The 23730-nt window shown below is 72.4% G+C and carries 25 protein-coding genes; 7 read left to right on the top strand and 18 right to left on the bottom strand.

Translation table 11 applies throughout. From position 1 onward, the window contains the following. Positions 1-30: 30 nt before the first annotated feature. Positions 31-936 carry a sigma-70 family RNA polymerase sigma factor gene (locus BLW57_RS10030; RefSeq protein ID WP_256339452.1) on the top strand — a complete coding sequence of 302 codons (906 nt, stop codon included), beginning with the start codon at positions 31-33 and terminating at the stop codon, positions 934-936. 649 nt (positions 937-1585) lie between these two features. Continuing rightward, positions 1586-1906 (top strand): hypothetical protein, encoded by a 321-nt coding sequence (locus BLW57_RS10025; protein WP_093473812.1) that lies wholly within the window; start codon positions 1586-1588, stop codon positions 1904-1906. Between the two features lie 34 nt (positions 1907-1940). Here the strand turns inward: BLW57_RS10025 and BLW57_RS10020 are convergent, their stop codons facing one another. The 15 genes from BLW57_RS10020 to BLW57_RS09950 form a co-directional block, all read right to left on the bottom strand. Next, positions 1941-2681: a sirohydrochlorin chelatase gene (locus BLW57_RS10020; RefSeq protein ID WP_371127783.1), complete on the bottom strand. Its 741-nt coding sequence runs from the start codon at positions 2679-2681 to the stop codon at positions 1941-1943. A gap of 5 nt (positions 2682-2686) precedes the next feature. Then, on the bottom strand, positions 2687-3565 hold the full coding sequence (locus tag BLW57_RS10015) for an ABC transporter permease (RefSeq protein ID WP_093473811.1): 879 nt from the start codon (positions 3563-3565) through the stop codon (positions 2687-2689). Then, a complete protein-coding gene (locus BLW57_RS10010) occupies positions 3552-4337 on the bottom strand; it encodes an ABC transporter ATP-binding protein (RefSeq protein WP_093473809.1) in 786 nt (261 codons plus the stop codon). Before BLW57_RS10010 ends, BLW57_RS10015 begins: the two co-directional genes overlap by 14 nt. Positions 4338-4371: 34 nt before the next feature. Beyond that, a complete protein-coding gene (locus BLW57_RS10005) occupies positions 4372-5472 on the bottom strand; it encodes an aliphatic sulfonate ABC transporter substrate-binding protein (protein ID WP_093473808.1) in 1101 nt (366 codons plus the stop codon). Positions 5473-5695: 223 nt separating this feature from the next. Further along, positions 5696-7030 (bottom strand): sulfate adenylyltransferase subunit 1, encoded by a 1335-nt coding sequence (locus BLW57_RS09995; protein ID WP_093473805.1) that lies wholly within the window; start codon positions 7028-7030, stop codon positions 5696-5698. Between the two features lie 2 nt (positions 7031-7032). Then, on the bottom strand, positions 7033-7968 hold the full coding sequence (gene cysD / locus BLW57_RS09990) for a sulfate adenylyltransferase subunit CysD (protein ID WP_093473803.1): 936 nt from the start codon (positions 7966-7968) through the stop codon (positions 7033-7035). Continuing rightward, entirely contained in the window at positions 7965-8531 is a 567-nt protein-coding gene (cysC, locus tag BLW57_RS09985) for an adenylyl-sulfate kinase (RefSeq protein ID WP_093473802.1), read from the bottom strand. Before cysC ends, cysD begins: the two co-directional genes overlap by 4 nt. Then, positions 8528-9238, bottom strand: a complete 711-nt coding sequence (locus tag BLW57_RS09980) for a phosphoadenylyl-sulfate reductase (RefSeq protein WP_093473800.1) — start codon at positions 9236-9238, stop codon at positions 8528-8530. The genes cysC and BLW57_RS09980 overlap by 4 nt, the downstream gene beginning before the upstream one ends. Continuing rightward, a complete protein-coding gene (locus tag BLW57_RS09975) occupies positions 9235-9417 on the bottom strand; it encodes a hypothetical protein (RefSeq protein ID WP_093473799.1) in 183 nt (60 codons plus the stop codon). The genes BLW57_RS09980 and BLW57_RS09975 overlap by 4 nt, the downstream gene beginning before the upstream one ends. After that, a complete protein-coding gene (locus tag BLW57_RS09970; RefSeq protein WP_093473798.1) occupies positions 9414-11111 on the bottom strand; it encodes a nitrite/sulfite reductase in 1698 nt (565 codons plus the stop codon). Before BLW57_RS09970 ends, BLW57_RS09975 begins: the two co-directional genes overlap by 4 nt. 129 nt (positions 11112-11240) lie before the next feature. After that, entirely contained in the window at positions 11241-11324 is an 84-nt protein-coding gene (locus BLW57_RS43070) for a putative leader peptide (RefSeq protein ID WP_310739661.1), read from the bottom strand. A gap of 127 nt (positions 11325-11451) precedes the next feature. Beyond that, entirely contained in the window at positions 11452-12024 is a 573-nt protein-coding gene (locus BLW57_RS09965) for a GNAT family N-acetyltransferase (protein WP_093473796.1), read from the bottom strand. Positions 12025-12159: 135 nt separating this feature from the next. Continuing rightward, positions 12160-13494, bottom strand: a complete 1335-nt coding sequence (locus tag BLW57_RS09960; protein ID WP_093473795.1) for a hypothetical protein — start codon at positions 13492-13494, stop codon at positions 12160-12162. 160 nt (positions 13495-13654) lie between these two features. Continuing rightward, a complete protein-coding gene (locus BLW57_RS09955; RefSeq protein WP_176985531.1) occupies positions 13655-14944 on the bottom strand; it encodes a GAF domain-containing protein in 1290 nt (429 codons plus the stop codon). A gap of 316 nt (positions 14945-15260) precedes the next feature. After that, on the bottom strand, positions 15261-16898 hold the full coding sequence (locus tag BLW57_RS09950; RefSeq protein WP_093473792.1) for an acyl-CoA dehydrogenase family protein: 1638 nt from the start codon (positions 16896-16898) through the stop codon (positions 15261-15263). Between the two features lie 130 nt (positions 16899-17028). Here BLW57_RS09950 and BLW57_RS09945 point away from each other — a divergent pair, with 130 nt between their 5' ends. From BLW57_RS09945 to BLW57_RS09935, 3 genes are all read left to right on the top strand, one after another. Beyond that, positions 17029-18192, top strand: a complete 1164-nt coding sequence (locus BLW57_RS09945; protein WP_176985530.1) for a YihY/virulence factor BrkB family protein — start codon at positions 17029-17031, stop codon at positions 18190-18192. A 363-nt stretch (positions 18193-18555) separates the two neighbouring features. Further along, entirely contained in the window at positions 18556-19509 is a 954-nt protein-coding gene (locus tag BLW57_RS09940) for an AraC family transcriptional regulator (RefSeq protein ID WP_093473790.1), read from the top strand. Between the two features lie 318 nt (positions 19510-19827). After that, entirely contained in the window at positions 19828-20517 is a 690-nt protein-coding gene (locus tag BLW57_RS09935; RefSeq protein ID WP_093473789.1) for a helix-turn-helix domain-containing protein, read from the top strand. Here the strand turns inward: BLW57_RS09935 and BLW57_RS09930 are convergent. Together BLW57_RS09930 and BLW57_RS09925 are read right to left on the bottom strand one after the other, a co-directional pair. Beyond that, positions 20497-20901: a VOC family protein gene (locus BLW57_RS09930; RefSeq protein ID WP_093473787.1), complete on the bottom strand. Its 405-nt coding sequence runs from the start codon at positions 20899-20901 to the stop codon at positions 20497-20499. The genes BLW57_RS09935 and BLW57_RS09930 overlap by 21 nt on opposite strands. 24 nt (positions 20902-20925) lie before the next feature. Continuing rightward, positions 20926-21756 carry a DUF817 domain-containing protein gene (locus BLW57_RS09925; RefSeq protein ID WP_256339451.1) on the bottom strand — a complete coding sequence of 277 codons (831 nt, stop codon included), beginning with the start codon at positions 21754-21756 and terminating at the stop codon, positions 20926-20928. A gap of 380 nt (positions 21757-22136) precedes the next feature. Between BLW57_RS09925 and BLW57_RS09920 the strand changes: the two genes are divergently transcribed. Together BLW57_RS09920 and BLW57_RS09915 are read left to right on the top strand one after the other, a co-directional pair. Continuing rightward, on the top strand, positions 22137-23000 hold the full coding sequence (locus tag BLW57_RS09920; protein WP_093473785.1) for an isocitrate lyase/PEP mutase family protein: 864 nt from the start codon (positions 22137-22139) through the stop codon (positions 22998-23000). Next, positions 22997-23275 (top strand): hypothetical protein, encoded by a 279-nt coding sequence (locus tag BLW57_RS09915; protein ID WP_176985529.1) that lies wholly within the window; start codon positions 22997-22999, stop codon positions 23273-23275. Before BLW57_RS09920 ends, BLW57_RS09915 begins: the two co-directional genes overlap by 4 nt. 87 nt (positions 23276-23362) lie before the next feature. On the opposite strand, the gene BLW57_RS09910 is transcribed toward BLW57_RS09915, so the two are convergent. Further along, complete coding sequence (locus tag BLW57_RS09910; RefSeq protein WP_093473783.1) at positions 23363-23557, bottom strand: hypothetical protein; 195 nt, start codon at positions 23555-23557, stop codon at positions 23363-23365. Between the last annotated feature and the right edge of the window lie 173 nt (positions 23558-23730).

Here is a 23730-nt window from a genome sequence, read left to right as displayed (position 1 = left end):
GCCGGCGGGCACAGGGGAGGACGGGAAACGGTGGACGACTTCACGGGGGACGCCGGACAGCGGCTGGCCGAGCGGTTCGAGGCGGACCGGCCGCACCTCGCGGCCGTGGCCTACCGGCTGCTCGGGTCGGCCACCGAGGCCGACGACGCGCTGCAGGAGGCCTGGCTGCGGGCCCGGCAGGCCGACACCGGAGAGGTCGGCAACCTCACCGGCTGGCTGACCACCGTCGTCACCCGCGTCTGCCTGAACCTGCTGCGGGCCCGCCGCAACCGTCGTGAGGACGCTCTCGACGCCCACGACTCCCCGGCCGCGGCCGTCACCGAGTCCGGCGACCCGGCCCGTGAGGCACTGCTGGCCGACGAGGTCGGCATCGCGCTGCTGGTCGTCCTCGACACCCTGAGCCCCGCCGAGCGGGTCGCCTTCGTACTGCACGACATGTTCGCGGTGCCGTTCGAGGAGATCGCCCCGCTGATCGAGAGGAACCCGGCCGCCACCCGGCAACTGGCCAGCCGTGCCCGGCGCCGGGTCCGGGGCCGGGAACCCGTGCCCACCGCCGACGCGGGGCGCCGCCGCGCGGCCGTCGAGGCGTTCCTGGCCGCCACCCGCGGCGGCGACTTCACGGCACTGTTCGCCCTGCTCGCCCCGGACGTCGCGCTGCGCGCCGACGCACTGGTCGTCCCCACGCCCGAACCGCTCACCGTCCAGGGCGCCGAACCCGTCGCCCGGGGAGCCATGGCCGCCATGGCCCGGGCCCGGCTCACCGGGGTCGCCCTGCTGGACGGCCGGGTCGGCCTGGTCATGGCGGAGCGCGGACACCCGCGCCTGGTCCTGGCCTTCACCTTCGGCACGGACGGCCTGATCTCCGGCATCGACATCACGGCAGATCCGGAACGCCTGCGCGGAATCGACATCGGCCCCGCGGACACCGACCGCTGAGCGGCGCCGGGGGTCCGGAAGCCGGCCGGGCCGGGGTTGGCCGATAAACGCCCATCGAGCCCGGATACCCCGCTTCGCCTGTGACACACGGGGCGTGTCCGGCGCAGAACGAAGAGCCACCGCGGTCCGACGTCACAGGGGAACGCCGGACCGCGGGGGCCGTTACCACGGCGCCGCCTCCGAAGGGCCCGGGTCGCCGAACTCCGCGAGAAATCCGTGACCGCTCCCTAGTCTGGAGCGCGCGGAACAGCTGGAGGGGAGACGGATGAAGGCGACGGGCGGGCCCCTGCCCCCGTGCGGCGGCAGCACGTGCCCTCCGCACAGGCCTCCGGCCACCGGTCAACGGACCGTCGTCACCCGGACGGGTGGCGGTTTTCGGCCCACTTGGCGTACGTGCCGCCGTCCGTGGCACCGTGATCGCGAAACCGCCCCCGACGCGGCCCGCCGGACCTTCCTCCCCGCCCGAGCCGCGCGTCGATGCGCATGTCACGGCGTCCGTCAAGGCGTACGTCAATGCCGCACCGAGCGCCCGTACTTGGACCACCGACATCGGTAACGTCGGCCCCCGGCACCGCGCGCCCGAATCCGGACCCGAGCCCGCCACGGCCGCTCAGGACCGAAGCCCCAGGACCAGAAGCGAGGACAGGACATGAGCACGTACAACTTCGGACATGTCAACGGACCGGCCGGCTTCGGCGAGCCCGGCAGCACCGCCGATCCCTACGCCCTGGACCTCGAAAGCCTGATGAACACCGCCGACCGGCTCACCGCGACACTGCACGCCGAGTACCCGGCGCTCGTCGGCCACGGCGAGGTCATCCAGCGCGAGCTGGCGCTCTCCGCCGAGGACGGGCTGCCGCCCAACCGCGGCCGGATCCGCACCGCGCTGGAGGTCGTCGCCATCCGGGCGTCGGCCGGGACCGGCAGCCTCACCTACACCCAGCACCTCACGCACGCCCTCGGTCTGTGACCGGCCTGAGCCGCACCGGGCGCGGCGGCCGGGATCAGGCGCCGATCGCCGCGAGGACCGGCCAGCGGGCCGCGTCGTAGCGTTCCAGCAGCACGCGCGCCACCTCCGGCGCCGGGCCCAGCACATCCGCGAGCACGTCCGCCTCGGCCGCGCCCCGCGCGATGCGATCCGGCAGGAAGCCGGGGGCCAGGACGTACGGCGCGACGGCCACCCGTTCGCAGCCGAGGGCGCGCAACTCCCGTACGGCGTCCTCGGTGCGCGGAAGGGATGCGGAGGCGAACGCAGGCCGCACGGCGCACCAACCGGTGTGCCACCACTCCCGCGCGATGTCGGCGATCACTGCGCTCGCCTCCGGGTCCGATGACCCCGCCGAGGCCAGCACGACCCCGGTCGAGGACTTGTCGGCGGGCGTCAGCCCCGCCTCGTACAGGCGCCGTTCCAGCGCCGAGACCAGCAGCGGGGAGGGGCCCAGCACCTCCGCCTGCCGGATCCGCAGCCGCGTCGGCGCCTCCCGCAGCACGGCCGGGATGTCGGCCTTGGCGTGGAAGGCGCGGGTCAGCAGCAGCGGCAGGGCGACGACGTCCCGCACGCCCTCCGCCGCCAGGGACTCCAGCACCCCCTGCACCGAGGGGACGTTGAAGTCCAGGAAGCCGGTCTCCACGCGCAGCCCCGGCCGCAGCGACCGCACCCGCTGCACGAGGGCGTGCACGGTCGCGGCGTGCCGCGGATCGCGGCTGCCGTGGGCGACGACGAGGAGAACGGGCTTCGCGTGCACGCTGATCAGCTCTTCACCATCAAGCCGCGGCTGCGCAGCACCCACCGCTCCAGCGGGCTGAAGATCAGCAGGTCGATGGCGATGCCGACGAACAGGATGAGCAGGATCGCCTCGAACACCATGGCCATGTCGCTCGCGGTGCGGGCGTTCTCCAGCAGCTGGCCGAGGCCCACGCCCAGATCGGGGAACTGGGCGATGATCTCGGCGGCCATCAGCGACCGCCAGGAGAACGCCCAGCCCTGCTTCAGGCCCGCCACGTAACCGGGCAGCGCCGCGGGAAGGGTGACGTACCAGACGCCCTTGACGCCCGTCGCGCCCATCGTGCGGCCCGCGCGCAGGAACAGCGGCGGAACCTGGTCGACACCGGACACCAGCCCGTTGGCGATCGAGGGTACCGCGCCGAGCAGGATCACCGCGTACATCATGGAGTTGTCCAGGCCGAGCCAGATCACGGCCGGCGGCACCCACGCCACCGACGGCAGCGACTGCAGACCGGACAGGATCGGGCCGATGGCCGCGCGCACGAACTTCACCCGCGCCACCAGCAGTCCCAGCGGGGTGCCGATGAGCAGCGCGAAGAAGAAGCCCAGCAGACCGCGCGAGACGCTGGTCCAGATGTAGCCGAGCAGATTGCCCTGCACCCAGGCGTCCCGGAACGCGTGCCCCACCGCCGACGGCGAGGGCAGCTTGGTCGGGTCGTCGACGACCGGGTAGAGCAGGGACCAGACCACGAGGACCACCGCGATCGCGGTGACCGGCGGAAGGACCTTGCTGACGAGGGTCTGCCGCAGGGTCGGCCGCCCGGTGGCCGCCGTCTCCAGTGCGTCCAGGCCCGCCTCGACGCTCCCCGCGTCCTGGCCCGGCTTCGTCTCAGTGCTGGCCATGACGGCGGATCTCCCCACGCAGTACATCGGTGATCTCGAGGGACAGTTCGGCCACGGGCGCGTCCTCGATGCGGCGCGGCTGCGGGATGTCGACCGTCCACTCGCGCGCGATCCGGCCCGGACGGGAGGACAGCAGGACGACCCGCTGGGCGAGCCGCACCGCCTCGCGCACGTTGTGCGTGACGAACAGGACCGACAGACCCGTCTCCTGCCAGATCCGGGTCAGCTCGTCGTGCAGCACGTCCCGGGTGATGGCGTCCAGGGCCGCGAACGGCTCGTCCATCAGCAGGATCTGGCTCTCCTGGGCCAGCGCGCGGGCCATCGCCACCCGCTGGCGCATACCACCCGACAGCTCGTGGACGCGCTTGCCGTACGCGCCCTTCAGCCGGACGAGTTCGAGCAGCTCCTCGGCCTTGCCGCGCCGCTCGTTCTTCGGCACCCCCCTGAGCTTCAGGGCGAGTTCGATGTTCTTGCCCGCGGTCAGCCACGGGAAGAGGGCGTGTTCCTGGAAAATCAGGGCCGGGCGGCCGTCCGTCCGGATGGCACCCGCGGTGGGCCGGTCGAGGCCGGCCACCAGGTTGAGCAGCGTGGACTTGCCGCAGCCCGATGCCCCCAGGAGGGTGACGAACTCACCCGGCGCGACATCGATGCTGATGTCGTCCAGCACGAGCTGCTGCCCCGCCGGGGTCGCGAAGGACTTCGAGACGTGCTCAAGGCGTGCCGCGTACTCGACCGACTCGGCGGCCTTGGCGAGAGTCGTGGTCGTGGCCATGGTCGTCACCTCCTGGGAACTCGTCGGATCCGTGTCAGCTGCCGAGACCGGCGTCGCCGACCGCGCTCGCGCCCTCGGCCTTGAGGACCTTGTTGAGGAGCGTGAGGTCGTAGATCCCGTTCAGGTCCGGCTTCTCCAGCAGACCGGCCTTGACCGCGTGGTCCGCCTCGGTGTGGAGCGTGGACGCCAGCGGGTCGTCGGTGAACCGGATCGACTTCCACGCCGGGTCGAGGACGTCGGCCGGCAGCGCCTTGCCGGAGTCCGACTCCAGCTGCTTGTTCGCGGCGGCCTTCGCCTCGTCCGGGTTGGCGTTGATCCACTTGTTGGTCTCGACCGACGCCTTCAGGACGGCCTCGACCGCCTTCGGGTGCTCCTTGAGGAAGGCCTGCCGCACGATGATGTTCGTGATCACGAACTTCTTGTCCGGCCACAGCGACGACTCGTCCAGCAGCACCTTGCCGCCCTCGGCGACCAGCTTCGACGCGGTCGGCTCCGGCACCCAGGCACCGTCGACCGACCCCGACTTGTAGGCGTCCGGGGTGATCTTGTTGTCGGTGCGGACGACCGTCACGTCACCCTTGCCGCTCTGCGCGTCGACCTTCCAGCCCTGCTCGGCGGCCCAGTTGAGGAAGGCCACGTCCTGCGTGTTGCCCAGCTGCGGGGTGGCGATCCGCTTGCCCTCGACGTCCTTCAGGGACTTGATCTTCTTCGGGTTCACCACGAGCTTCACACCGCCCGACGCGGAACCGCCGATGATCTTCAGGCTCTTGCCGCCCGACTTGGTGAAGCCGTTGATCGCGGGGGAGGGGCCGATCCAGCCGATGTCGATGGAACCGGAGTTCAGCGCCTCGATCTCGGACGGCCCGGCGTTGAAGGGCGCGTACGACGCCTTCGTGGCGCCGAGCTCCTTCTGGAAGAAGCCCTTCTGGTTGCCGACCAGCGCGGTGGCGTGTGTCAGGTTGCCGAAGTAGCCGATCTTGACGGAGTCGAGACCGTCGATCTTCTTCGCCCCGGCGGCGACCTTGGCGGTGTCGTCGTCCTTGGCCTCGGAGCCGTAACCGCAGGCGGCGAGGGTGAGAAGAGGGAGCGCGGCTATCACCGCGAGGGTGCGGCGGAACGCTTGTGTTGCAGGCACGGGAGGTGTTCCTCTCGGAGGCCCGGCGGTCACGGTCTTTCAGGTCGTGGCCGGGAGGTCGGCAGGTCTGCGTCTACGGCTGTGGGGGGTCAGGGCGCGCAGGCAGTGCGCGTACGTCAGCACGCACATCGCGCCACTCCGCCCTGTCCGCTGCCGAGCGCTCCGCTGCCGACGCGGCCGCCCTCCTTCGCGAACGTGGACCAGTAGTCGGTGGAGTTCATCGTCAGAAGTCCCATCCGTCGTCGTCGGCCGCGTCCTTGACCGGCTCGGGGGACGCGAACGACTCGCCGACCATGCCCGCGGTGAGCGTGGTGCCGTCGTTCGGGTCGATGAGGATGAAGGAGCCCGTGCGGCGCGAATCGGCGTAGGCGTCGACCGGCAGCGGCTCCGCGGTACGGATCTTCACCCGGCCGATGTCGTTGGCGGCGAGCCGGCCCGGGTGCGGGTGCAGGGACAGGTCGTCGAGCGTCAGCCGGGACGGGATGTCCTTCACGATCGCCTTGACCGTGCGGGTGCCGTGCTTGAGCAGGACCCGGTGGCCGACGGTGAGCGCGGCGTCCGCGACATGGCAGACGGTCGCCTCCACGTCCTGCGTGGTGGCCGGCGCGTCCTTCGTCGGCACGATCAGGTCGCCGCGCGAGACGTCGATGTCGTCCTCCAGCAGGAGGGTCACCGACTGCGTCGTCCAGGCCACGTCGACCGGCGTGCCAAGCAGGTCGATGCCGGAGACCGTCGTCGTCCGGCCGGACGGGAGGACCGTGACCCGGTCGCCGACGCGGAACGTACCGGCCGCGATCTGGCCCGCGTAGCCACGGTAGTCCGGGTGCTCGGCGGTCTGCGGCCGGATCACGTACTGCACGGGCAGCCGCGCGTGGCAGTGCGCCAGGTCGTGGCTGACCGGCACGGTCTCCAGGTGCTCCAGCACGGTCGGGCCGCCGTACCAGTCCATGTTCGCGGACGGCTCCACGACGTTGTCGCCGGCGAGCGCCGAGATCGGGATCGCGGTGACCTCCGGGACGCCCAGCTCGGTCGCGTACGCCGTGAACTCCTCGGCGATCGCCGCGAAGACGCTCTCCTCGTAGCCGACGAGGTCCATCTTGTTGACGGCGAGGACGACGTGCGGGACCCGCAGGAGGGCGGCGATGGCCGCGTGCCGCCGGGTCTGCTCGACCACGCCGTTGCGGGCGTCGACCAGGACGACCGTCAGCTCCGCGGTGGACGCGCCGGTGACCATGTTGCGCGTGTACTGCACATGACCGGGGGTGTCGGCCAGGATGAAACGGCGGCGGGGCGTGGCGAAGTAGCGGTACGCCACGTCGATCGTGATGCCCTGCTCCCGCTCGGCACGCAGGCCGTCGGTGAGCAGCGCGAGGTCCGGGGCGTCCTGTCCGCGGCTGGCGGAGGCGCGCTCCACGGCCTCCAGCTGGTCGACGAGGACCGACTTGGAGTCGTGCAGCAGCCGTCCGACCAGCGTGGACTTGCCGTCGTCGACGGAGCCGGCGGTGGCGAACCGCAGCAACGTGGTGGCCGAGAGTGCCTCGGTCGTGGTCGTGCTCATGCTTAGAAGTACCCCTCGCGCTTGCGGTCTTCCATCGCGGCCTCGGAGAGCTTGTCGTCGGCGCGGGTCGCGCCGCGCTCGGTGAGCCGGGAGGCGGCGATCTCGGCGATGACGGCGTCCAGCGTGGTGGCGTCGGAGTCGACGGCGCCGGTGCAGGACATGTCGCCGACGGTCCGGTAGCGGACCAGGCGCCGCTCGAGCGTCTCCCCGTCCTTGGCACCGCCCCACTCGCCCGCGGTCAGCCACATGCCGGCGCGCGCGAACACCTCGCGCTCGTGCGCGAAGTAGATCTGCGGCAGCTCGATGTCCTCGCGGGCGATGTACTGCCACACGTCCAGCTCGGTCCAGTTGGACAGCGGGAAGACGCGGACGTGCTCGCCCGGGGCGTGCCGGCCGTTGTAGAGGTTCCACAGCTCCGGGCGCTGGCGGCGCGGGTCCCACTGGGAGAACTCGTCGCGCAGGGAGAACACGCGCTCCTTGGCGCGGGCCTTCTCCTCGTCCCGGCGACCGCCGCCGAAGACGGCGTCGAACCGCTCGCTCTGGATCTTCTCCGTCAGCGGGAGGGTCTGGAGCGGGTTGCGGGTGCCGTCGGGACGCTCCTTGAGCACACCGCGGTCGATGTAGTCCTGGACGGAGGCCACATGGAGGCGCAGACCATGTGCGGCGACCACCCGGTCCCGGTACTCCAGCACCTCGGGGAAGTTGTGCCCGGTGTCCACGTGCAGCAGGGAGAAGGGGACCGCCGCCGGGGCGAACGCCTTCAGCGCCAGGTGCAGCATGACGATGGAGTCCTTGCCGCCGGAGAACAGGATCACCGGGTTCTCGAACTCGCCCGCCACCTCACGGAAGATGTGGACCGCCTCGGACTCCAGCGCGTCCAGGTGCGAGAGCGCGTACGGGCTCTCCGTGCCTTCCTCCGCCTTGAAGGCCGTGGTCATGCCAGTCCCCTCTCGCTCAGCAGCGTGTGCACGGACGCGGCGGACTCCCGCACCGTCTGGTGCTGCGACTCGATCCGCAGATCGGGCGTCTCCGGCTCCTCGTACGGGTCGTCGACCCCGGTGAGTCCGGACAGCTCGCCCGCGGCCTGCTTGGCGTACAGCCCCTTCACATCGCGCTCGCTGCACACGTCGACCGGGGTCGCCACATGGATCTCCAGGTACGGCGTCCCGTTCTCCTCGTGCCGCTTGCGCACCGCGTCCCGGCTGTCCGTGTACGGCGCGATCACCGGCACCAGCGCCTTGACGCCGTTGCGGGCCAGCAGTTCGGCGACGAAGCCGATGCGCTGCACGTTGGTGTGCCGGTCCTCGCGGGAGAAGCCGAGCCCCGCCGAGATGAACTCGCGGATCTCGTCGCCGTCGAGCACCTCGACCCGGTGGCCCTCGGCACGCAGCCGGCCCGCCAGTTCGTACGCGATGGTGGTCTTGCCGGCGCTCGGCAGACCCGTGAGCCAGACGGTGGCTCCGGTCGTCACGTGGTTCTCCTGAATCCGCTCGTCGGTCATCCGTGCAGCCCGCACTCGGTCTTGTTGCGCCCCGCCCAGCGGCCGGCGCGCGCGTCCTCGCCCTCCAGGACCCTGCGGGTGCACGGGGCGCAGCCGACGGACGCGTAGCCGTCCATCAGCAGGGGGTTGGTCAGCACGCCGTGTTCCGCGACGTACGCGTCCACGTCGTCCTGGGTCCAGCGGGCGATCGGGGAGATCTTGACCTTCCGCCGCTTCTCGTCCCACCCGACCACAGGGGTGTTCGCCCGGGTCGGGGACTCGTCGCGGCGCAGGCCGGTCGCCCACGCCCGGTAGTTCTGCAGGCCCTCCTCGAGCGGCCGCACCTTGCGCAGCCGGCAGCACAGGTCGGGGTCGCGGTCGTGCAGCTTCGGCCCGTACTCGGCGTCCTGCTCGGCGACCGTCTGCCGCGGTGTGAGGGTGATGACGTTGACGTCCATCACCGCCTCCACGGCGTCCCGGGTGCCGATGGTCTCCGGGAAGTGGTAGCCGGTGTCGAGGAAGACGACGTCGACGCCCTTGAGTACGCGCGAGGCGAGATGGGCGACCACGGCGTCCTCCATCGAGGAGGTGACGCAGAATCCGCTGCCGAAGGTGTCCACCGCCCACTGCAGGATCTCCAGGGCGGAGGCGTTCTCCAGGTCGCGGCCCGCCTGTGCGGCGAGCTGCTTCAACTCGTCTTCGGTGCGCTGGTCCTGAGCGGTCGTCATATGCGCTCGTCCCCTCCGTCGTCGGCTCGCTGCAGGCCCCGGGCGAGCAGCCCGAGGAACTTCAGCTGGAATGCGCGGTTGCACGCCCCGCATTCCCAGGCGCCGTGACCCTGCTCGTTCGGACGCAGGTCCTCGTCGCCGCAGTAGGGGCAGAAGAAGGGCGCGGCCCGCTCACTCACGACAAGGCCTCCTCGGAAGCGCGAGCGGTCCACGTGGCGAACCGCTCGCCGTCCTCGCGCTCCGCCTGGAAGCGCTTCAGGACCCGCTCGATGTAGTCGGGCAGCTCGTCCGAAGTGACCTTCAGACCGCGGACCTTGCGGCCGAAGCCCGCCTCCAGGCCTAGCGCGCCGCCGAGATGCACCTGGTAGCCCTCGACCTGCTCGCCCCGCTCGTCGAGGACGAGCTGGCCCTTGAGACCGATGTCCGCCACCTGGATGCGGGCGCAGGCGTTCGGGCACCCGTTGAGGTTGATGGTGATCGGCTCCTCGAAGTCCGGGAGCCGGCGTTCCAGTTCGTCGATGAGCTGCGCACCGCGCTGCTTGGTCTCGACGATGGCGAGCTTGCAGAACTCGATGCCGGTGCAGGCCATGGTGCCGCGCCGGAAGGTGGACGGTCGGGCGGTGAGGTCCAGCGCCTCCAGGCCCTCGACCAGCGACTCGACCTGCCCCTCCTCGACGTCGAGGACGATCATCTTCTGCTCGACGGTGGTGCGGACCCGGCCGGAGCCGTGCGCCTCGGCGAGGTCGGCGACCTTGGTGAGGGTGGCGCCGTCGACGCGGCCCACGCGCGGCGCGAAGCCGACGTAGAACCGGCCGTCCTGCTGCCGGTGCACGCCGATGTGGTCGCGCCACTGCCGGCTCGGCTGCTCGGGGGCGGGCCCGTCGACCAGCTCGCGCCGGAGGTACTCGTCCTGCAGCACCTGACGGAACTTCTCCGCGCCCCAGTCGGCGACGAGGAACTTCAGCCGGGCGCGGTTGCGCAGGCGGCGGTAGCCGTAGTCGCGGAAGATCGAGATGACGCCCTCGTAGACGTCCGGGACCTCGTCGATCGGCACCCAGGCGCCGAGCCGCACACCGAGCTTGGGGTTGGTGGACAGACCGCCGCCGACCCACACGTCGAAGCCCGGGCCGTGCTCGGGGTGCCGGACGCCGACGAACGCCACGTCGTTGATCTCGTGCACCACGTCGAGCAGCGGTGAACCCGAGATGGCCGTCTTGAACTTGCGCGGGAGGTTCGAGTACGCCGGGTTGTTCAGGACCCGGCGCTTCATCTCCTCCAGTGCCGGCGTGGCGTCGATGATCTCGTCCTCGGCGATGCCCGCGACCGGCGAGCCGATCATCACACGCGGGGTGTCGCCGCAGGCGGTGACCGTGGACAGGCCCACACCCTCCAGCCGGTCCCAGATCTCGGGCACGTCCTCGATCCGGATCCAGTGGTACTGCACGTTCTGCCGGTCGGTGATGTCCGCCGTACCGCGCGCGAACTCCTGCGAGATCTCCCCGATCACCCGCAGCTGCCGGGTCGTGAGCGCGCCGCCGTCGATGCGGACCCGGAGCATGAAGTACTCGTCGTCCAGCTCCTCCGGCTCCAGGATCGCGGTCTTGCCGCCGTCGATCCCGGGCTTGCGCTGGGTGTACAGCCCCCACCAGCGCATCCGGCCGCGCAGGTCGCTCGGGTCGATCGAGTCGAAACCGCGCTTGGAGTAGATCGTCTCAATGCGTGTCCGCACATTGAGACCGTCGTCGTCCTTCTTGACCTGCTCGTTGCCGTTGAGCGGGGTGAAGTGCCCCGCTGCCCACTGACCCTCGCCACGGTGACGGCTCACCTTGCGGCGGGGCGCGGAGGCGGCAGGGTTCTGTGGGGTGGCGGCCATGGTTCGTACGTCCTTCGGGACAGGCGGAAAGCGGTTCTGACCTGCGTATACGGGCATGCGGGCACGCGTGCGCGTCCTTGCGCGGGCAGGAGTGCGGGGGAATCCCGGGTTCTCGGCGGTGCTGGAGGCTCAGCTCGCCGGACAGATGGCGCTGGACATGCGGCCGAGGTCGACGTGCCGCCGACTCACCAAGGCAATTCCAGTTCCAGGCATGGCGGAAGCGTGTCACGGCGATCTGGACACAGTCCAGCTTCGTCCAAGATACGGACACCCTTGTCCCGAAATGTGGAACAAGGGTGTCGTCGCTCACATGTGCCGTCGGGAGACTTGTCCCGGCAGATCAGGCGGGGTATGCGCCCGGCCACGGGCCGGGAGTGGCGATCTCGGGCTCCAGCTCCACCTTGGTGTCGAACAACTTGAAGCCGCGCCGCCGGTAGTTGTCCATCGCGTACTCGCCGTCCTTGCTGCACGTGTGCAGCCACACCCGCTTGGTCGGCGTACGCCCGGGCCACCGCTCGGCCAGGTCCCAGGCGCGGGCCGTGCCGGACGACAGCAGATGGCCGCCGATGCGCCGGCCGCGGGAGGCGGGCAGCAGACCGAAGTAGACGATCTCGACGACGCCCTCGCCCTGTGCCTCCAGTTCGACGTAACCGGCCGGGGTGCCCCGGTCGTACGCCACCCAGGTCTCCACGCCGGGCCGCTCCAGGTACTCCCGCCACCGCGCGTGGCTCCAGCCGAGCCGGTCCGTCCACCGGATGTCGCCGCCGACCGAGGCGTACAGGAAGCGGCTGAACTCGGGGGAGGGGACCTCCGCACGGACGATCCTGACGTCGCCCTCGGGGGCGGCGGCGGGCAGGAGGTCGGACGGGGACGTCTGCTCCAGGGACCAGGTGGTGACAGGGACGCTGCTCATGCGGGCCAGGGAATCATCCCGTCGGCCCGTCTGTCGATCGACCGGGTCACGCAGGTGCGCAGGTCACCGCGGATGCGCACCGCCCACCCGGGCCGCCCGGCACCCGGGTCGTACGGCACCCGGGCCGGACGGGTGTCACCGCAGTGAGCGGTCGAGGGTCGCCAGGGGCAGGGAGAAGAGCATCCGGTCCGACAGCGACCACACCTCGCCGGTCTCCTGCCAGTAGGAGAGGGAGCCGGCCTCCCGCGCCCAGCAGCGGTGCGAGGAGTCCGCGCCGCAGTGCGCCGCCCGCGCATCCTTCGTGTCCTGCCGCCACAGCCCGCCGTGCCCGTCCCGCGAACCGGGCAGGTGTCCCACATACCAGGACGGCAGCTTCGCCCCGGGCTGCCGGTACGACAGCACCCCCCGGATGCCGGAGGTCCCGGTCCGGTACGCCTCCACCGCGTCCGCCCGCCCCGCGGGGTCCGTCGCGAGCAGCCCGGCGCGGGCGGGATCGGTGCTGAACGCGTACCGCCACAGCCGGGCCTGCCGGTCGCCGCCGGGGGCGGTCCACTCCGCGGCGACCAGGCTGTCGGGGGCCGTACCGCGGTCCAGGGCGAGCGCGCCGGGGCAGGGCGCCCCGGACGCCGTACAGCGGCCGGCGGTGAAGCGGTACGAGCCGACCGCGGGCAGTACGTACCGGTAGCCGTCGGCGGACCAGCCGCCGGGCACCCGGCCGATCGCGGTCGCGTCGATCGTGGTGCGCTGGATGCGGTCGAGGTCGTAGACGTAGAGCGCGTCCGCGCTGCCGGTCCTGGTGGTCACCAGCAGTTTGTCCTGGTACCAGACCAGGCCCGAGATGCCGGAGGCCAGGCCCCGGTAGTCCCGGCCGCCCTGGACCGGGACGACCAGCAGCACCCAGTCGTAGGTGAGGTGGTCGGGGTCGTCGGCGTCGACGAGGGCGACCCGGGCGAGTCCCCGCTCCGCGGGACGGCCGGTGGCGGTGCTGTGGGTCCAGCCGGCCACCAGGGCGCGGTGGGTGCCCCAGACGCCGTCGTCGTCGGCGTCCCCGGAGCCGGTCACCGAGGCCGGCCGCCAGTCGGCGGACGCGGCGTCGGCCTCGTCCCAGCAGTAGGCGCGGGTGGCGGCCGGGGCCACGGGCAGGGAGGCGCGGTCGTCGGCGGAGCAGGCCGGGCCCTCCCGCATCGCGCGCTCCGCGTTCCCGAGCACCCCGTCCACGCCGACCGGACGGCCCATCGCGGCGGAGAGCCGGTCGAGCGTGCGGGCCGGGACCAGGTGCTCACGGAGCTGGAGCCTGCCGGTGTCCGCGGCGGAGGTGAGCGGCTTGAGCGCACCCGGGTCGTCGGTCACGTCGGCCTGGGACACGCTGATCATGGTGGCGGCCGCGGTGAGCGCCAGCGCGGTCCCGGTCAGGACCGCGCGGAGCGCCGCGCCCCGTCTGCGTCGGCGGTGTCTGCCGCGATGCTTCATGTCTCCTCCCGAGGCGGGCCAACTGCGCCTGATGGTCCGTACGTTGACCGAGGAGCAGGTGGGGAGGCCCGTAGGGGACTCTACGGCAGTAACGGGCCGCGCAGGGCGAAGACCCCGCAAATATGCGGAAGACACACGCACGGAGCGCCTGCCCCGGTCGTCAGGGAAGCGCCCGCCGGACCGGTGCCGGGGCCGTCCGCCGCCGTACCACCGCGGGCGCCGTCGACCGGGGCAGCAGGTCACGCGGGTCGTCGGGGAGCAGGACGACGACCTCTCCGGAGCCGCCGAACCGGTAGGGCCGATGCTGAAGAAGTTCCCCGAGATACCGCCGGATTCGCGACATCTCCGCACGTACGGTCACCGTCCGGGAGGTGTCCCCGAACAGATCTCCGGCCAGGCTCGCCGCGCCGCGCCCGGACGGGTGTTCGGCGAGCAGGAACAGCAACTCGGCATGCCGCGGGCTCACTTCGCGGGACCAGGAACCCGCGGCGGCCTCGACGGTCAGCGTGCAGCGGCCCGGCCGGGCGAGGTCCAGCACGATCCGGGTGGCGGCGGTGGCGAGCGGTTCGTCGTCCGCCCGCAGCAGCCAGCCCCCGGCCAGCGGCTCCACCGCGCACGAACCCAGTGCGGGCAGCCACCGCCGGCCCGGCGTGCACGACGTGGGCAGCGCGACCCGCCGCACGTACGGCATCCCGGTCACCGCGGCGACCCAGCCGTCCCGGTCCACCACCAGCGCCCGCCCCTCCAGCCGGGCCAGCACGGGCGCCGCGACGACCCGCAGCCGCTCCAGCGAGGCGCCGTGCAGTTCGCGCAGCCGCGCCTCCGCCAGCTTGGCCACCGAGTCCACCCAGGCCAGGGTCGCCGGATGCATGGTCTCCAGCGGACCGCTGACGTCCACGACCCCGATCAGGGTCCCGTCCCTGGGATCGGTGATCGGGGCGCCGGTGCACGTCCACGAGGTGTGCGAGCGGACGAAGTGCTCGCCGGCGAAGACCTGGACGGGCCGCCGTACGACCACCGGGGTGCCCACGCCGTTGGTGCCGACGACGTCTTCCCGCCAGTCCGCGCCGAGTTCGAAACCGAGTCCGTCCGCCTTGCGCAGCACCGGACGCGAGCCCTCCCGCCACAGCACGCGCCCCTCTGCGTCCGCGACCACCATGATGTGGTGGGCGACGTCCGCGACCGAAAGCAGCCCCTGGCGCAGCACGGGCAGGACGTGCCTGAGCGGTGACTCCTCACGCCTGCGCCGCACTTCCTCGGAGGGCAGCGGCGCCGATCTGGAGTCGTGGTCGGGATCGACACCGCTGCGCAGCATCCGTTCCCAGGACTGCTCGATCACCGGCCGGGGCGCGATCCGCGCACGTTGCCCGGCGAGGGTCGCCTCGCGCACCTCGCTCAGCACCCGCGCCGCCCGCGCCGCGTCCACGGCGGCCAGACGCGCCACGTTCATGGGCGAGTTCACCACTGGGGCCCTCCTGGGGGACGCATCGAACACGCTTGTCAAGCCGTCCGGGCGGCGGTTTCCGGTCCGGCTCCGCCTCTCATACTGCCGTCGCGAGCAGGACGGAGGCACACACTCCGCGCACGTGCGCCCACAAGTTGCAACCCCTTGCAACCCTGGTGCCCCGATGCGGGGTGGCTGAGACTTGACCTGACGCCTCGTGCGTCCGCGGGCTTCAAGGGGCCCACGTGGTGGGGGTGGTGCCGTGTCGGCGCAGCACCACCCTCACCGGGGGTTCGGCGGACACGCGGGTGGGTGCGCCCGCTCAGGAGACCGGCCGGGCCCGCTCCATTACCGCCGCGAGGTCCAGACCCGCGGGCAGGGTGCCGAAGGACGCGCCGTGGTCACCTCCCAGCCGGGACGCGCAGAACGCGTCGGCGACCTCCGGGGGCGCGTGGCGCACCAGCAGCGAACCCTGGAGGACCAGCGCGAGCCGTTCCACCAGCCGCCGGGCCCGGCCCTCTATGCCGTCCAGGTCGGCGAGCTCGGTGAACAGGTCCTTCACCGCCCGGTCGAGACGGTGGTCGGCGCCGTGCGCCCGCCCGATCTCCGTGAGGCACGCGTCGAGCGCGCCCGGCTCCCGCCGCAGCGCCCTGAGCACGTCCAGCGCCTGCACGTTCCCGGCGCCCTCCCAGACGGAGTTCAGCGGCGACTCGCGCACCAGCCGGGGCAGGCCCGACTCCTCGACGTAGCCGTTGCCGCCCAGGCACTCGGCGGCCTCGACGGCCACCGGCGCGCAGCGCTTGGTGATCCAGTACTTCGCGGCCGGCACCGCGAGCCGCAGAAACGCACGCTCCCGCTCGCCGCCGTCGTCGTACGCGGCGGCGAGCCGGAGGGCGAGCGCCGTCGCGGCCTCGGACTCCAGCGCGAGGTCGGCGAGCACGTTGCGCATCAGCGGCTTGTCGATCAGCCGCCCGCCGAACGCCTCGCGATGGGCACTGTGGTGGACCGCCTGCGCCACCGCCTGCCGCATCAGGCCCGCGGAACCGAGCGCGCAGTCCAGCCGGGTCGCGGCGACCATCCCGATGATGGTCCGCACCCCCTGCCCCTCCTCGCCGACCCGGCGCGCCCAGGTGCCGTCGAACTCCACCTCGGCGGAGGCGTTGGAGCGGTTGCCCAGCTTGTCCTTCAGCCGCTGGAGACGGAAGACGTTGCGGGTGCCGTCGTCCAGCACGCGCGGCACGAGGAAGCACGTGAGCCCGTCCGGGGCCTGCGCGAGCACCAGGAAGGCGTCCGACATGGGGGCCGAGCAGAACCACTTGTGCCCGGTCAGCAGGTAGGTGCCGGCCTCGGCCAGGGGCCGCGCCTCGGTGGTGTTCGCGCGTACGTCGCTGCCGCCCTGCTTCTCGGTCATGCCCATACCGAAGACGGCCCCGGGCTTCTGTCCGGCGGGCCGCAGCTCACGGTCGTAGATCGTGGACGCCAGCCGCGGCTCCCACTCGGCGGCCAGCTCCGGGTCCGCGCGCAGCGCGGGCACGGCGGCGTGCGTCATCGACAGCGGGCAGCAGTTGCCCGCGTCGACCTGCGTCCACACCAGGAACCCCGCCGCCCGCCGCACATGCCCGGCCGGCCGGGACCAGGCACCGGTCAGACCGGCCGAGACGCCCTTGCCGAGAAGCCGGTGCCAGGCCGGGTGGAAGTCGACCTCGTCGATCCGGTGGCCGTACCGGTCGTGGGTGCGCAGCCGTGGCGGGTGCTCGTTCGCCTGCACCGCCCACTCCTGGAGCTGCGCGGAGCCGGAGGCCCGGCCGAGCGCGGAGAGCTCGGCGCGCACCTCGTCCAGCACGCCCGGGTCGGTGTACCGCTCGACCGCGTCGAAGAGGGCCCGGTCGGCCGCGAAGACGTCGTAGCCGGCCAGCGGGGGCGGCTGGTTCGTCACGGTGTGGGTGGGGGTGCCTGCCATGACTGCGAACCTACCCGGGACGGCGGCGGTGATGACCCCAGAGTGGCACAGCGCCCGGAACCCGATGCCCCGGACCGGTGATCGCCCCCGGAAGGTGAGGGCGGCCCGGTACGGCGGATACCGTTAGGACGTGCAGCCAGCAAGTGAATCCCCAGAGCGGCCCGCCGGCCGGCTCCACCGGGCCAGAGCCCTCTACCGGAACGTCTCCAAGCGCAGGACCGCCTGGCTGCTGCTCAAGGACACCGTCAACTCCTGCATGGAGTACCGCATCCTGGGTCTGGCGGCGGAGGCGGCGTTCTTCACGCTGCTGTCCGTGCCGCCGCTGCTGCTGAGCCTCATCGGGCTGCTCGGCTACGTCGACGACTGGACCGGCGCGGACACCATCCACAGTCTGGAGACCAACCTTCTGGTCGCCTCGCACACGGTGCTCTCCGACAAGGGCGTGAAGGACATCGCCGAGCCGATCCTGCACGACGTGATGCGGGGCGGCCGGCCCGACGTGATCTCCATCGGCTTCCTGTTCGCCCTGTGGTCGGGCTCGCGCGCGGTCAACGTCTTCATCGACACGATCACGGTCATGTACGGCCTCGACGGCGTCCGGGGCATCGTCAAGACCCGGATCATGGCCTTCCTGCTGTTCATCGTGGCGCTGCTGATCGGCTCGGTGGCGCTGCCGCTGATGGTCGCAGGACCGGACGCGGTGGTGCGTGTGGTGCCCTGGTCGGAGTCGGTCGTCCAGGTCCTGTACTGGCCGGTCGTGATGGTCCTGTCCATCGTCTTCCTGACCACGCTGTACCACGTGTCGGTGCCGGTCCGCTCCCCGTGGATCGAGGACGTGCCCGGTGCCCTGGTCGCCCTGGCCATGTGGGTCCTCGGCAGCTTCCTGCTCCGCATCTACCTCACCAGCACCATCGAGGGCGCCACCATCTACGGCTCCCTCGCCGCCGCGGTCGCCGTCCTCCTGTGGATCGGTGTGTCCGCCTTCGCGGTCCTCGTCGGCGCCGCCGTGAACGCCGCGATCGACCGGGTCTGGCCCGCCGCGGCCACGGCCGCCGCCCGCGAGGCGAACGACCGGATCCTGGAGGCCCAGGTCGCCGAGTACGTGGCCCGTACGGCGGCCGGCCGCGAGACCGACCCGGACGACCCGGACATGCCCTCCGAGTTCCCCGAGCGCTGGTCCCGCTTCCTGCCCCCGGCGGACGTGACCGCCCGCCTGCGCACCCACGCCAAGAACCCGCACCACTCCCACAAGTCCGGCGGCGGCACCGGGGACGCGACGCATCCGGAGAGGTGACCCGCGCCCGCGCCGGTCCGGTCGGTCCGTCCACGCGCCGGACGCGGCGGTCTCCCGCGCGTCGTCGGTGAGGTCGCGCGGCGCACGGCCCAGCACCCGCCGTGCCCCGTCCGTCGGACGCTCGTCGCGTCCGTCGAGCAGCGACGCGAACAGTCCGGCCAGGAACTCCACATCCTCGGCGGACCCCGAGACCGCCGACACCTCGGTGCCCTGGTTGTTCTGGGCGTTGCGTGTCATGTCCGCCGGTCGACCGGTGGGCGCGGCACACCGACATGGCCGAGCGGCTCGTCTCCACAAGCGTGCGTCCACGCGGCCGCCGTCGTGCGTCCGCACGGCCCGGAGCGTGCGTCTACGCTGCCCCCCATGGACGCACTCGCCGGCCTGCTGGACGGCCCACGCGCGCGGGGCGCCTTCATGATCCGCGCCTGCTTCGACCCGCCGTGGGCCGTGCGCGTGGCGGACGAGGCGCCGCTGACGGTGATGCTCATGGCGCGCGGCAGCTGCTGGATCACCCACGACGCCGGCGGCGGTCCGGTGCGGCTCGGCCCGGGGGACCTGGCGATCGCGCGCGGCCCGCGGCCCTACACCTGCGGCGACACCCCGGACACCGCCCCGCAGGCGCTGATCCTGCCCGGCGGCGAGTGCCGGTATCCCGACGGCGGCTCCCTGAACGGCTCCATGGACCTCGGCGTGCGCACCTGGGGTGACCGCCCCGACGCGGGCACGGTGATGCTGATCGGCACCTACCTGATGCGCGGCGAGATCAGCGGCCGCCTGCTCGACGCGCTGCCGCCGCTGCTGACCCTGACGGACGAGCTGTGGTCCTGCCCGCTCACGCCGCTGCTGACGCAGGAGATCGTCCGTGACGAGCCCGGCCAGGAGGTGGTCCTGGACCGTCTGCTCGACCTGCTCCTGATCAGCTCCCTGCGGGCGTGGTTCTCCCGCCCGGACTCGGCGGCGCCCGCCTGGTACCGCGCCCTGGCGGACCCGGTCGTCGGCCCCGTGCTGCGCCTGCTCCAGGACGATCCGGCGCATCCCTGGACGGTCGCCGCGCTCGCCGCCGAGGCCGGGGTGTCCCGGGCGGCGCTGGCCCGCCGCTTCACCGGCCTCGTGGGCGAGCCGCCGATGTCCTACCTGACCGGCTGGCGGCTCGCCCTCGCCGCCGACCGGCTCCGCGACACCGACCTCACCCTCGACACCATCGCCCGCCAGGTCGGCTACGGCAGCCCGTTCGCCCTCTCCACGGCTTTCAAGCGGGTGTACGGCGTCAGCCCCCAGGACCACCGCGCGGGCACCCTCACGGCCGGCCGGGCCTGAGCGGCGGTCCGGGGGCTTGTCCCCGGCCCGGGGCACGAGCCTCTCCACCCCTGGGTGCGGAGCACCGGTGGAGGCCGCCGGCCGGGAGAGGCGGCCCGGGCACTCGGTGCGGCGCAGGGACCGGCGCTTCCGCTGGGCGGGGCGCCACCGGCACTGCGTCTGCTCTCCGGCGCGGTGCGGCATCGCAGGATCGACGGTGCGGACCGCGACCGCCCGCTCCTGACGGTCACCCACGGGAAGCCATGGCGGAACGGAGCGACCGTGGAGGCCGCCCCACGGGACCCGCATCGGCAGCCGTGCCGACGTAGGCTGGCAGCCGTGTACGCGGAACGTGCGTCGCGGCTGACCGGGGCGGTCGTGTGGACGAACACCCCGGCCGCGACCGGTGCCCGGCCCGTGCTGCCCGACGGCTGCATGGACCTGCTGTGGACCGAGGGCCGGCTGCTGGTGGCGGGCCCGGACACCCGGGCCCACGTCCCGGACGGACCGCCTCGCGCCTGGGCCGGCATCCGCTTCTTCCCCGGTACCGCGCCGGCCCTCCTCGGCGTCCAGGCGCACGAACTGCGCGACAGTCGGGTGGAGTTGGCGGACCTTTGGCCCGCCTCCCGGGTGCGGCGGCTGCGCGACCGGGTCGAGGCGGCGCCCGACCCGGCGACGGCCCTGGAGGACATCGCCCTGGACCGGAGCGCGTGGGCGGCCGTGCCCGACCCGCTGCTGCGCCGACTGGTGGAGTGCCTGGGCGAGGGCCGCCCGGTGGCCGGCACGGCCGACGAACTGGACCTGGGCGCCCGCCAGTTGTACCGCCGCTGTCTCGGCGCCTTCGGCTACGGCCCCAAGACGCTCGCCCGTATCCTGCGTCTGCAGCGCGCGCTCGCGCTGGCCCGCTCCGGGGTGTCGTACGCCGAGACGGCCGTCCGGGCCGGGTACGCGGACCAGCCGCACCTCGCGCGTGAGGTCAGGGAGTTGGCGGGCCGCCCGCTCGGGCGGCTACTCGGCGGGGGCCGGTAGCGGGGCGAACAGGTCCACGCCGTTGCCGTCGGGGTCGTGCACGGTGGCGTACCGCTGCCCCCAGAAGGCGTCCCACGGCTTCAGCTCCCCATGGTGGCCTGCGCTCACCAGGTCCTCGTAGAGCGCGTCGACCTCGGCCGGTGAGCCGCAGCGGAAGGCGAGCCCGACCCGGCCGCCGCCGGCGGGGGGCCGCCAGCCGGGGTGGAAGGAGCGGACGGTGTCCTCGGTGTCCAGGGCGAGCACCAGGCCGCCGGGCAACTCGGCCTCGACGTGCGGCTGGTCCTCGGCTCCGTCGGGGAAGACCAGCCCGAGGCGGCGGTAGAAGGCGAGCGAGGCGGCGAGGTCGGAGGCGACCACGCCGATCACGGCGAATCGTGGAGTCATGGGGCCACCGTAGGCGGGCGGGGGTCAGCCGGTCTTGAAGGAATCGGACACCGCGGTCGGGCCGTCCTCGGGGTGGCCGGCGGTACGGCCGGGCCCGGTGGCCGCGAGGTGTTCGACCAGCACGAACGTCACGCTGATCAGGAGGGACCAGGCGCCGAACTTGGTCAGCGGTACCGGCTGCCAGCCGGCGAGCTGCTGGGGATAGCTCCAGGCGCCGACGTAGGTGGCGGCGTTCTCGGCGACCCAGAGGAAGAAGCCGATCAGGACGAAGGAGACGGCGAGCGGCAGACGGTAGCGGTGGGCGCCCACCCGGAAGCCGACCCAGGTCCCGGCGGTCGCGGCGGCCATCGCCAGCGCGAGCGGCCAGCGCAGGTCGGGCATCCAGTGGTGGGTGAAGAAGTTCAGGTAGACGGCGGCGGCCACCACGGTCGTGGCCGCGGCGCGGTAACGGGTGAAACGCAGCCGCATCAGCCGTCGGGCCCGGCACACGTAGCTGGCGACCGCCGCGTACATGAAGCCGCCGTACAGCGGCACCCCGGCGACCTTGGTGAGCGCGTCCTCCGGGTAACTCCACGACCCCATGCGCACCTTGACCAGCTCGAACAGCAGCCCCAGCACGTGGCACACGGCGATCACCGCGGTGTCCCGGCCCGTCTCCCAGCCCGCCTTGCGGGCGACGAGGGTGAGCAGCACCCCGTAGACCAGCACCAGGTCGTAGCGCGCCACCGGCAGCTGGGGCAGGAGCCGGGAGCCGGCGATGCCCGCGAGCAGTGCCACGGCGAAGGCGCAGCAGCGTGCCTGGACCAGTCCGAACCGCGCCAACTGCTCCAGGCCATGACGGAGCTCCCTCATCATGCGACGCATGCCCCCTTGTTCGAGCGCCGGCGAGGTCCCCGATCCTAGGGGTCCTGTTGAACGTGTTCAAATACCTGGGCGCGCGAGAGGTGCGCTGTCGACGCGACGGCGGACGTGCGTTCTACGCGGCACTCGGTCACGCGGGCCGCCGCCCGCCGCGATCCGGACGTCCTCGCCCGCCCCGAAGGCGGCACCGCCTGGGCGGGACGGCTCGCCGAGTGACGTTTCTGCGGTGAACCGCCTCCACCATTGGAGTGAGTAAAGCCGGCGTCCGTGGATGGTCACGCGACCATCTAGGGATGCTCTTGTCTTGGTAAAGGGCGTCGAGACGCGGCGGTCGACCCCGACCCGCGTCACCCACCCACAGAAGGAGCCGGACCTTGACCCACGGTAAGAAGCTGCGCGAGCGCATCGCCGGGCCCGGGACCACACCGCTGATCGGCGTGTACGACATGTACTCGGCGTCGATCGCGGCCAAGCACTACGACGGGATGTTCGTCTCGGGCTTCGGGTTCGCGGCCTCGTACTACGGCCTGCCGGACATCGGATTCATCGCCTGGCCGGACATGGTCGCCTTCGTCCAGCGGCTGCGCGGCGCGTTCCCGCACCACCACCTGCTGGTCGACATCGACGACGGCTACGTCGACCCCGAGGTCGCCTGTCACGTCGTCGAGGGCCTGGAGCGCATCGGCGCCTCCGGCGTGATCCTGGAGGACCAGAAGCGGCCGCGCCGCTGCGGGCACGCCGACGGCAAGCAGGTGCTGCCGCTGGAGGAGTACCTGGAGAAGCTGGACAAGGTCCTCCGGACGCGCACGGACCTGGTCGTCGTCGCCCGTACGGACGCCACCGACGAGCACGACATCCTGCACCGCGCCGAGCGGCTGGCCGCGACCGACGCCGACGTGGTCCTGGTCGACGGCGTGCGCAGCGTCGAGTGGATCAAGCGCATCCGCGAGGTGGTCGGCGGCAAGCCGCTGCTGTTCAACCAGATCGCCGGCGGCAAGTCCCCCCGCCTCTCCCTCGGTGAACTGTCCGACCTCGGCGTGGACGTGGCGATCTACAGCACCCCCTGCCTGTTCGCCGCGCACGAGGCGATGGACTCCGCGCTCTCCGGTCTGAAGGCGGCCGACGGCCGGCTGCCCGAGGTGGACCCCGCGAGCGGCATCGGGGTGAAGGCCTCCACCAGCCTGCTGGAACGCAACATCGCCCCCGAGCGGCTCGCCCCCGAGGGCGTGGGCGTGTGACGGGTGCGGTTCCCCGGATCGGGGCCGCCGCGCTCTGCACGGCGGCGCTCCTCGCGTCCGGTGCGGTGCCGGCCGCCGCGTCCGGCGGCGTGATCACCGTCATCGACAACTCGCGGACCGTGGTCGACAACTCGGAGCAGGACTCGATCCTGGAGATCGACCGCGCGGGCAACGCCCAGACCGGCAGTGGCACCGCGGGCAGCGACCACGACGGCAGTGCTGTGGACGTGGTCGAGGCCCTGGTGGGAGCGGCCGGCCGGGGCGAGGAGGACTGAGCGCGGCCACTCCGTGACAGACCAGCGCGTTCGACGACGGCCGGGCATCCCGTGCGGGAGGTGCCCGGCCGTCCGCGCGGTCAGTCCTCACCCGGGGCCGGGGCGGCCGTTCTCGCCGACCCCGGCGTCCTCCCGGTCCTGCCCGCCGACGGGCGCGGCCACGGTGGCGCGGTGCTGTCCCGGGGCGAGGACGTGGTCGGCGGCCTGCGCCGTGCCGTACGCCGTGACCAGAGCGACTGCGGTCCCGGCGAGGGCCGCTGCGGTGCGCGTGGTGCGGTTCATGCCCGGCAAACGATCTTGCGGGATGCGGGTCACCTTCGAAAGTCCGCGCAGCAGGGGCCGAGGTCCCTCGAACGGCTCAGCACGGCGTCCGTGCACCGGAATACCCGCGCGCCCTGTGATGCTCTGTTGTGCACGGTGCGGCAGTGCACCGGTGTGACTGAGGAGAGTGCGCG

It is taken from the genome of Streptomyces sp. 1222.5, from assembly GCF_900105245.1.
In the GTDB taxonomy this organism is placed as follows: Bacteria; Actinomycetota; Actinomycetes; order Streptomycetales; family Streptomycetaceae; genus Streptomyces; species Streptomyces albidocamelliae.
The sequence above is the reverse complement of the archived record's forward strand: the minus strand, read 5'-3'. Positions and strand labels throughout refer to the sequence as shown.

What these genes read in the sequence shown, in the direction of transcription:
- BLW57_RS10025 (WP_093473812.1), top strand. Translation starts at nt 1,586, where the DNA reads ATGAGCACGTACAACTTCGGACATGTCAACGGACCGGCCGGCTTCGGC.
- BLW57_RS10015 (WP_093473811.1), bottom strand. Translation starts at nt 3,565, where the DNA reads ATGGCCAGCACTGAGACGAAGCCGGGCCAGGACGCGGGGAGCGTCGAG.
- BLW57_RS10010 (WP_093473809.1), bottom strand. Translation starts at nt 4,337, where the DNA reads ATGGCCACGACCACGACTCTCGCCAAGGCCGCCGAGTCGGTCGAGTAC.
- BLW57_RS09995 (WP_093473805.1), bottom strand. Translation starts at nt 7,030, where the DNA reads ATGAGCACGACCACGACCGAGGCACTCTCGGCCACCACGTTGCTGCGG.
- cysD (WP_093473803.1), bottom strand. Translation starts at nt 7,968, where the DNA reads ATGACCACGGCCTTCAAGGCGGAGGAAGGCACGGAGAGCCCGTACGCG.
- cysC (WP_093473802.1), bottom strand. Translation starts at nt 8,531, where the DNA reads ATGACCGACGAGCGGATTCAGGAGAACCACGTGACGACCGGAGCCACC.
- BLW57_RS09980 (WP_093473800.1), bottom strand. Translation starts at nt 9,238, where the DNA reads ATGACGACCGCTCAGGACCAGCGCACCGAAGACGAGTTGAAGCAGCTC.
- BLW57_RS09970 (WP_093473798.1), bottom strand. Translation starts at nt 11,111, where the DNA reads ATGGCCGCCACCCCACAGAACCCTGCCGCCTCCGCGCCCCGCCGCAAG.
- BLW57_RS43070 (WP_310739661.1), bottom strand. Translation starts at nt 11,324, where the DNA reads ATGCCTGGAACTGGAATTGCCTTGGTGAGTCGGCGGCACGTCGACCTC.
- BLW57_RS09965 (WP_093473796.1), bottom strand. Translation starts at nt 12,024, where the DNA reads ATGAGCAGCGTCCCTGTCACCACCTGGTCCCTGGAGCAGACGTCCCCG.
- BLW57_RS09960 (WP_093473795.1), bottom strand. Translation starts at nt 13,494, where the DNA reads ATGAAGCATCGCGGCAGACACCGCCGACGCAGACGGGGCGCGGCGCTC.
- BLW57_RS09955 (WP_176985531.1), bottom strand. Translation starts at nt 14,944, where the DNA reads ATGAACGTGGCGCGTCTGGCCGCCGTGGACGCGGCGCGGGCGGCGCGG.
- BLW57_RS09950 (WP_093473792.1), bottom strand. Translation starts at nt 16,898, where the DNA reads ATGGCAGGCACCCCCACCCACACCGTGACGAACCAGCCGCCCCCGCTG.
- BLW57_RS09940 (WP_093473790.1), top strand. Translation starts at nt 18,556, where the DNA reads ATGGACGCACTCGCCGGCCTGCTGGACGGCCCACGCGCGCGGGGCGCC.
- BLW57_RS09930 (WP_093473787.1), bottom strand. Translation starts at nt 20,901, where the DNA reads ATGACTCCACGATTCGCCGTGATCGGCGTGGTCGCCTCCGACCTCGCC.
- BLW57_RS09925 (WP_256339451.1), bottom strand. Translation starts at nt 21,756, where the DNA reads ATGATGAGGGAGCTCCGTCATGGCCTGGAGCAGTTGGCGCGGTTCGGA.
- BLW57_RS09910 (WP_093473783.1), bottom strand. Translation starts at nt 23,557, where the DNA reads ATGAACCGCACCACGCGCACCGCAGCGGCCCTCGCCGGGACCGCAGTC.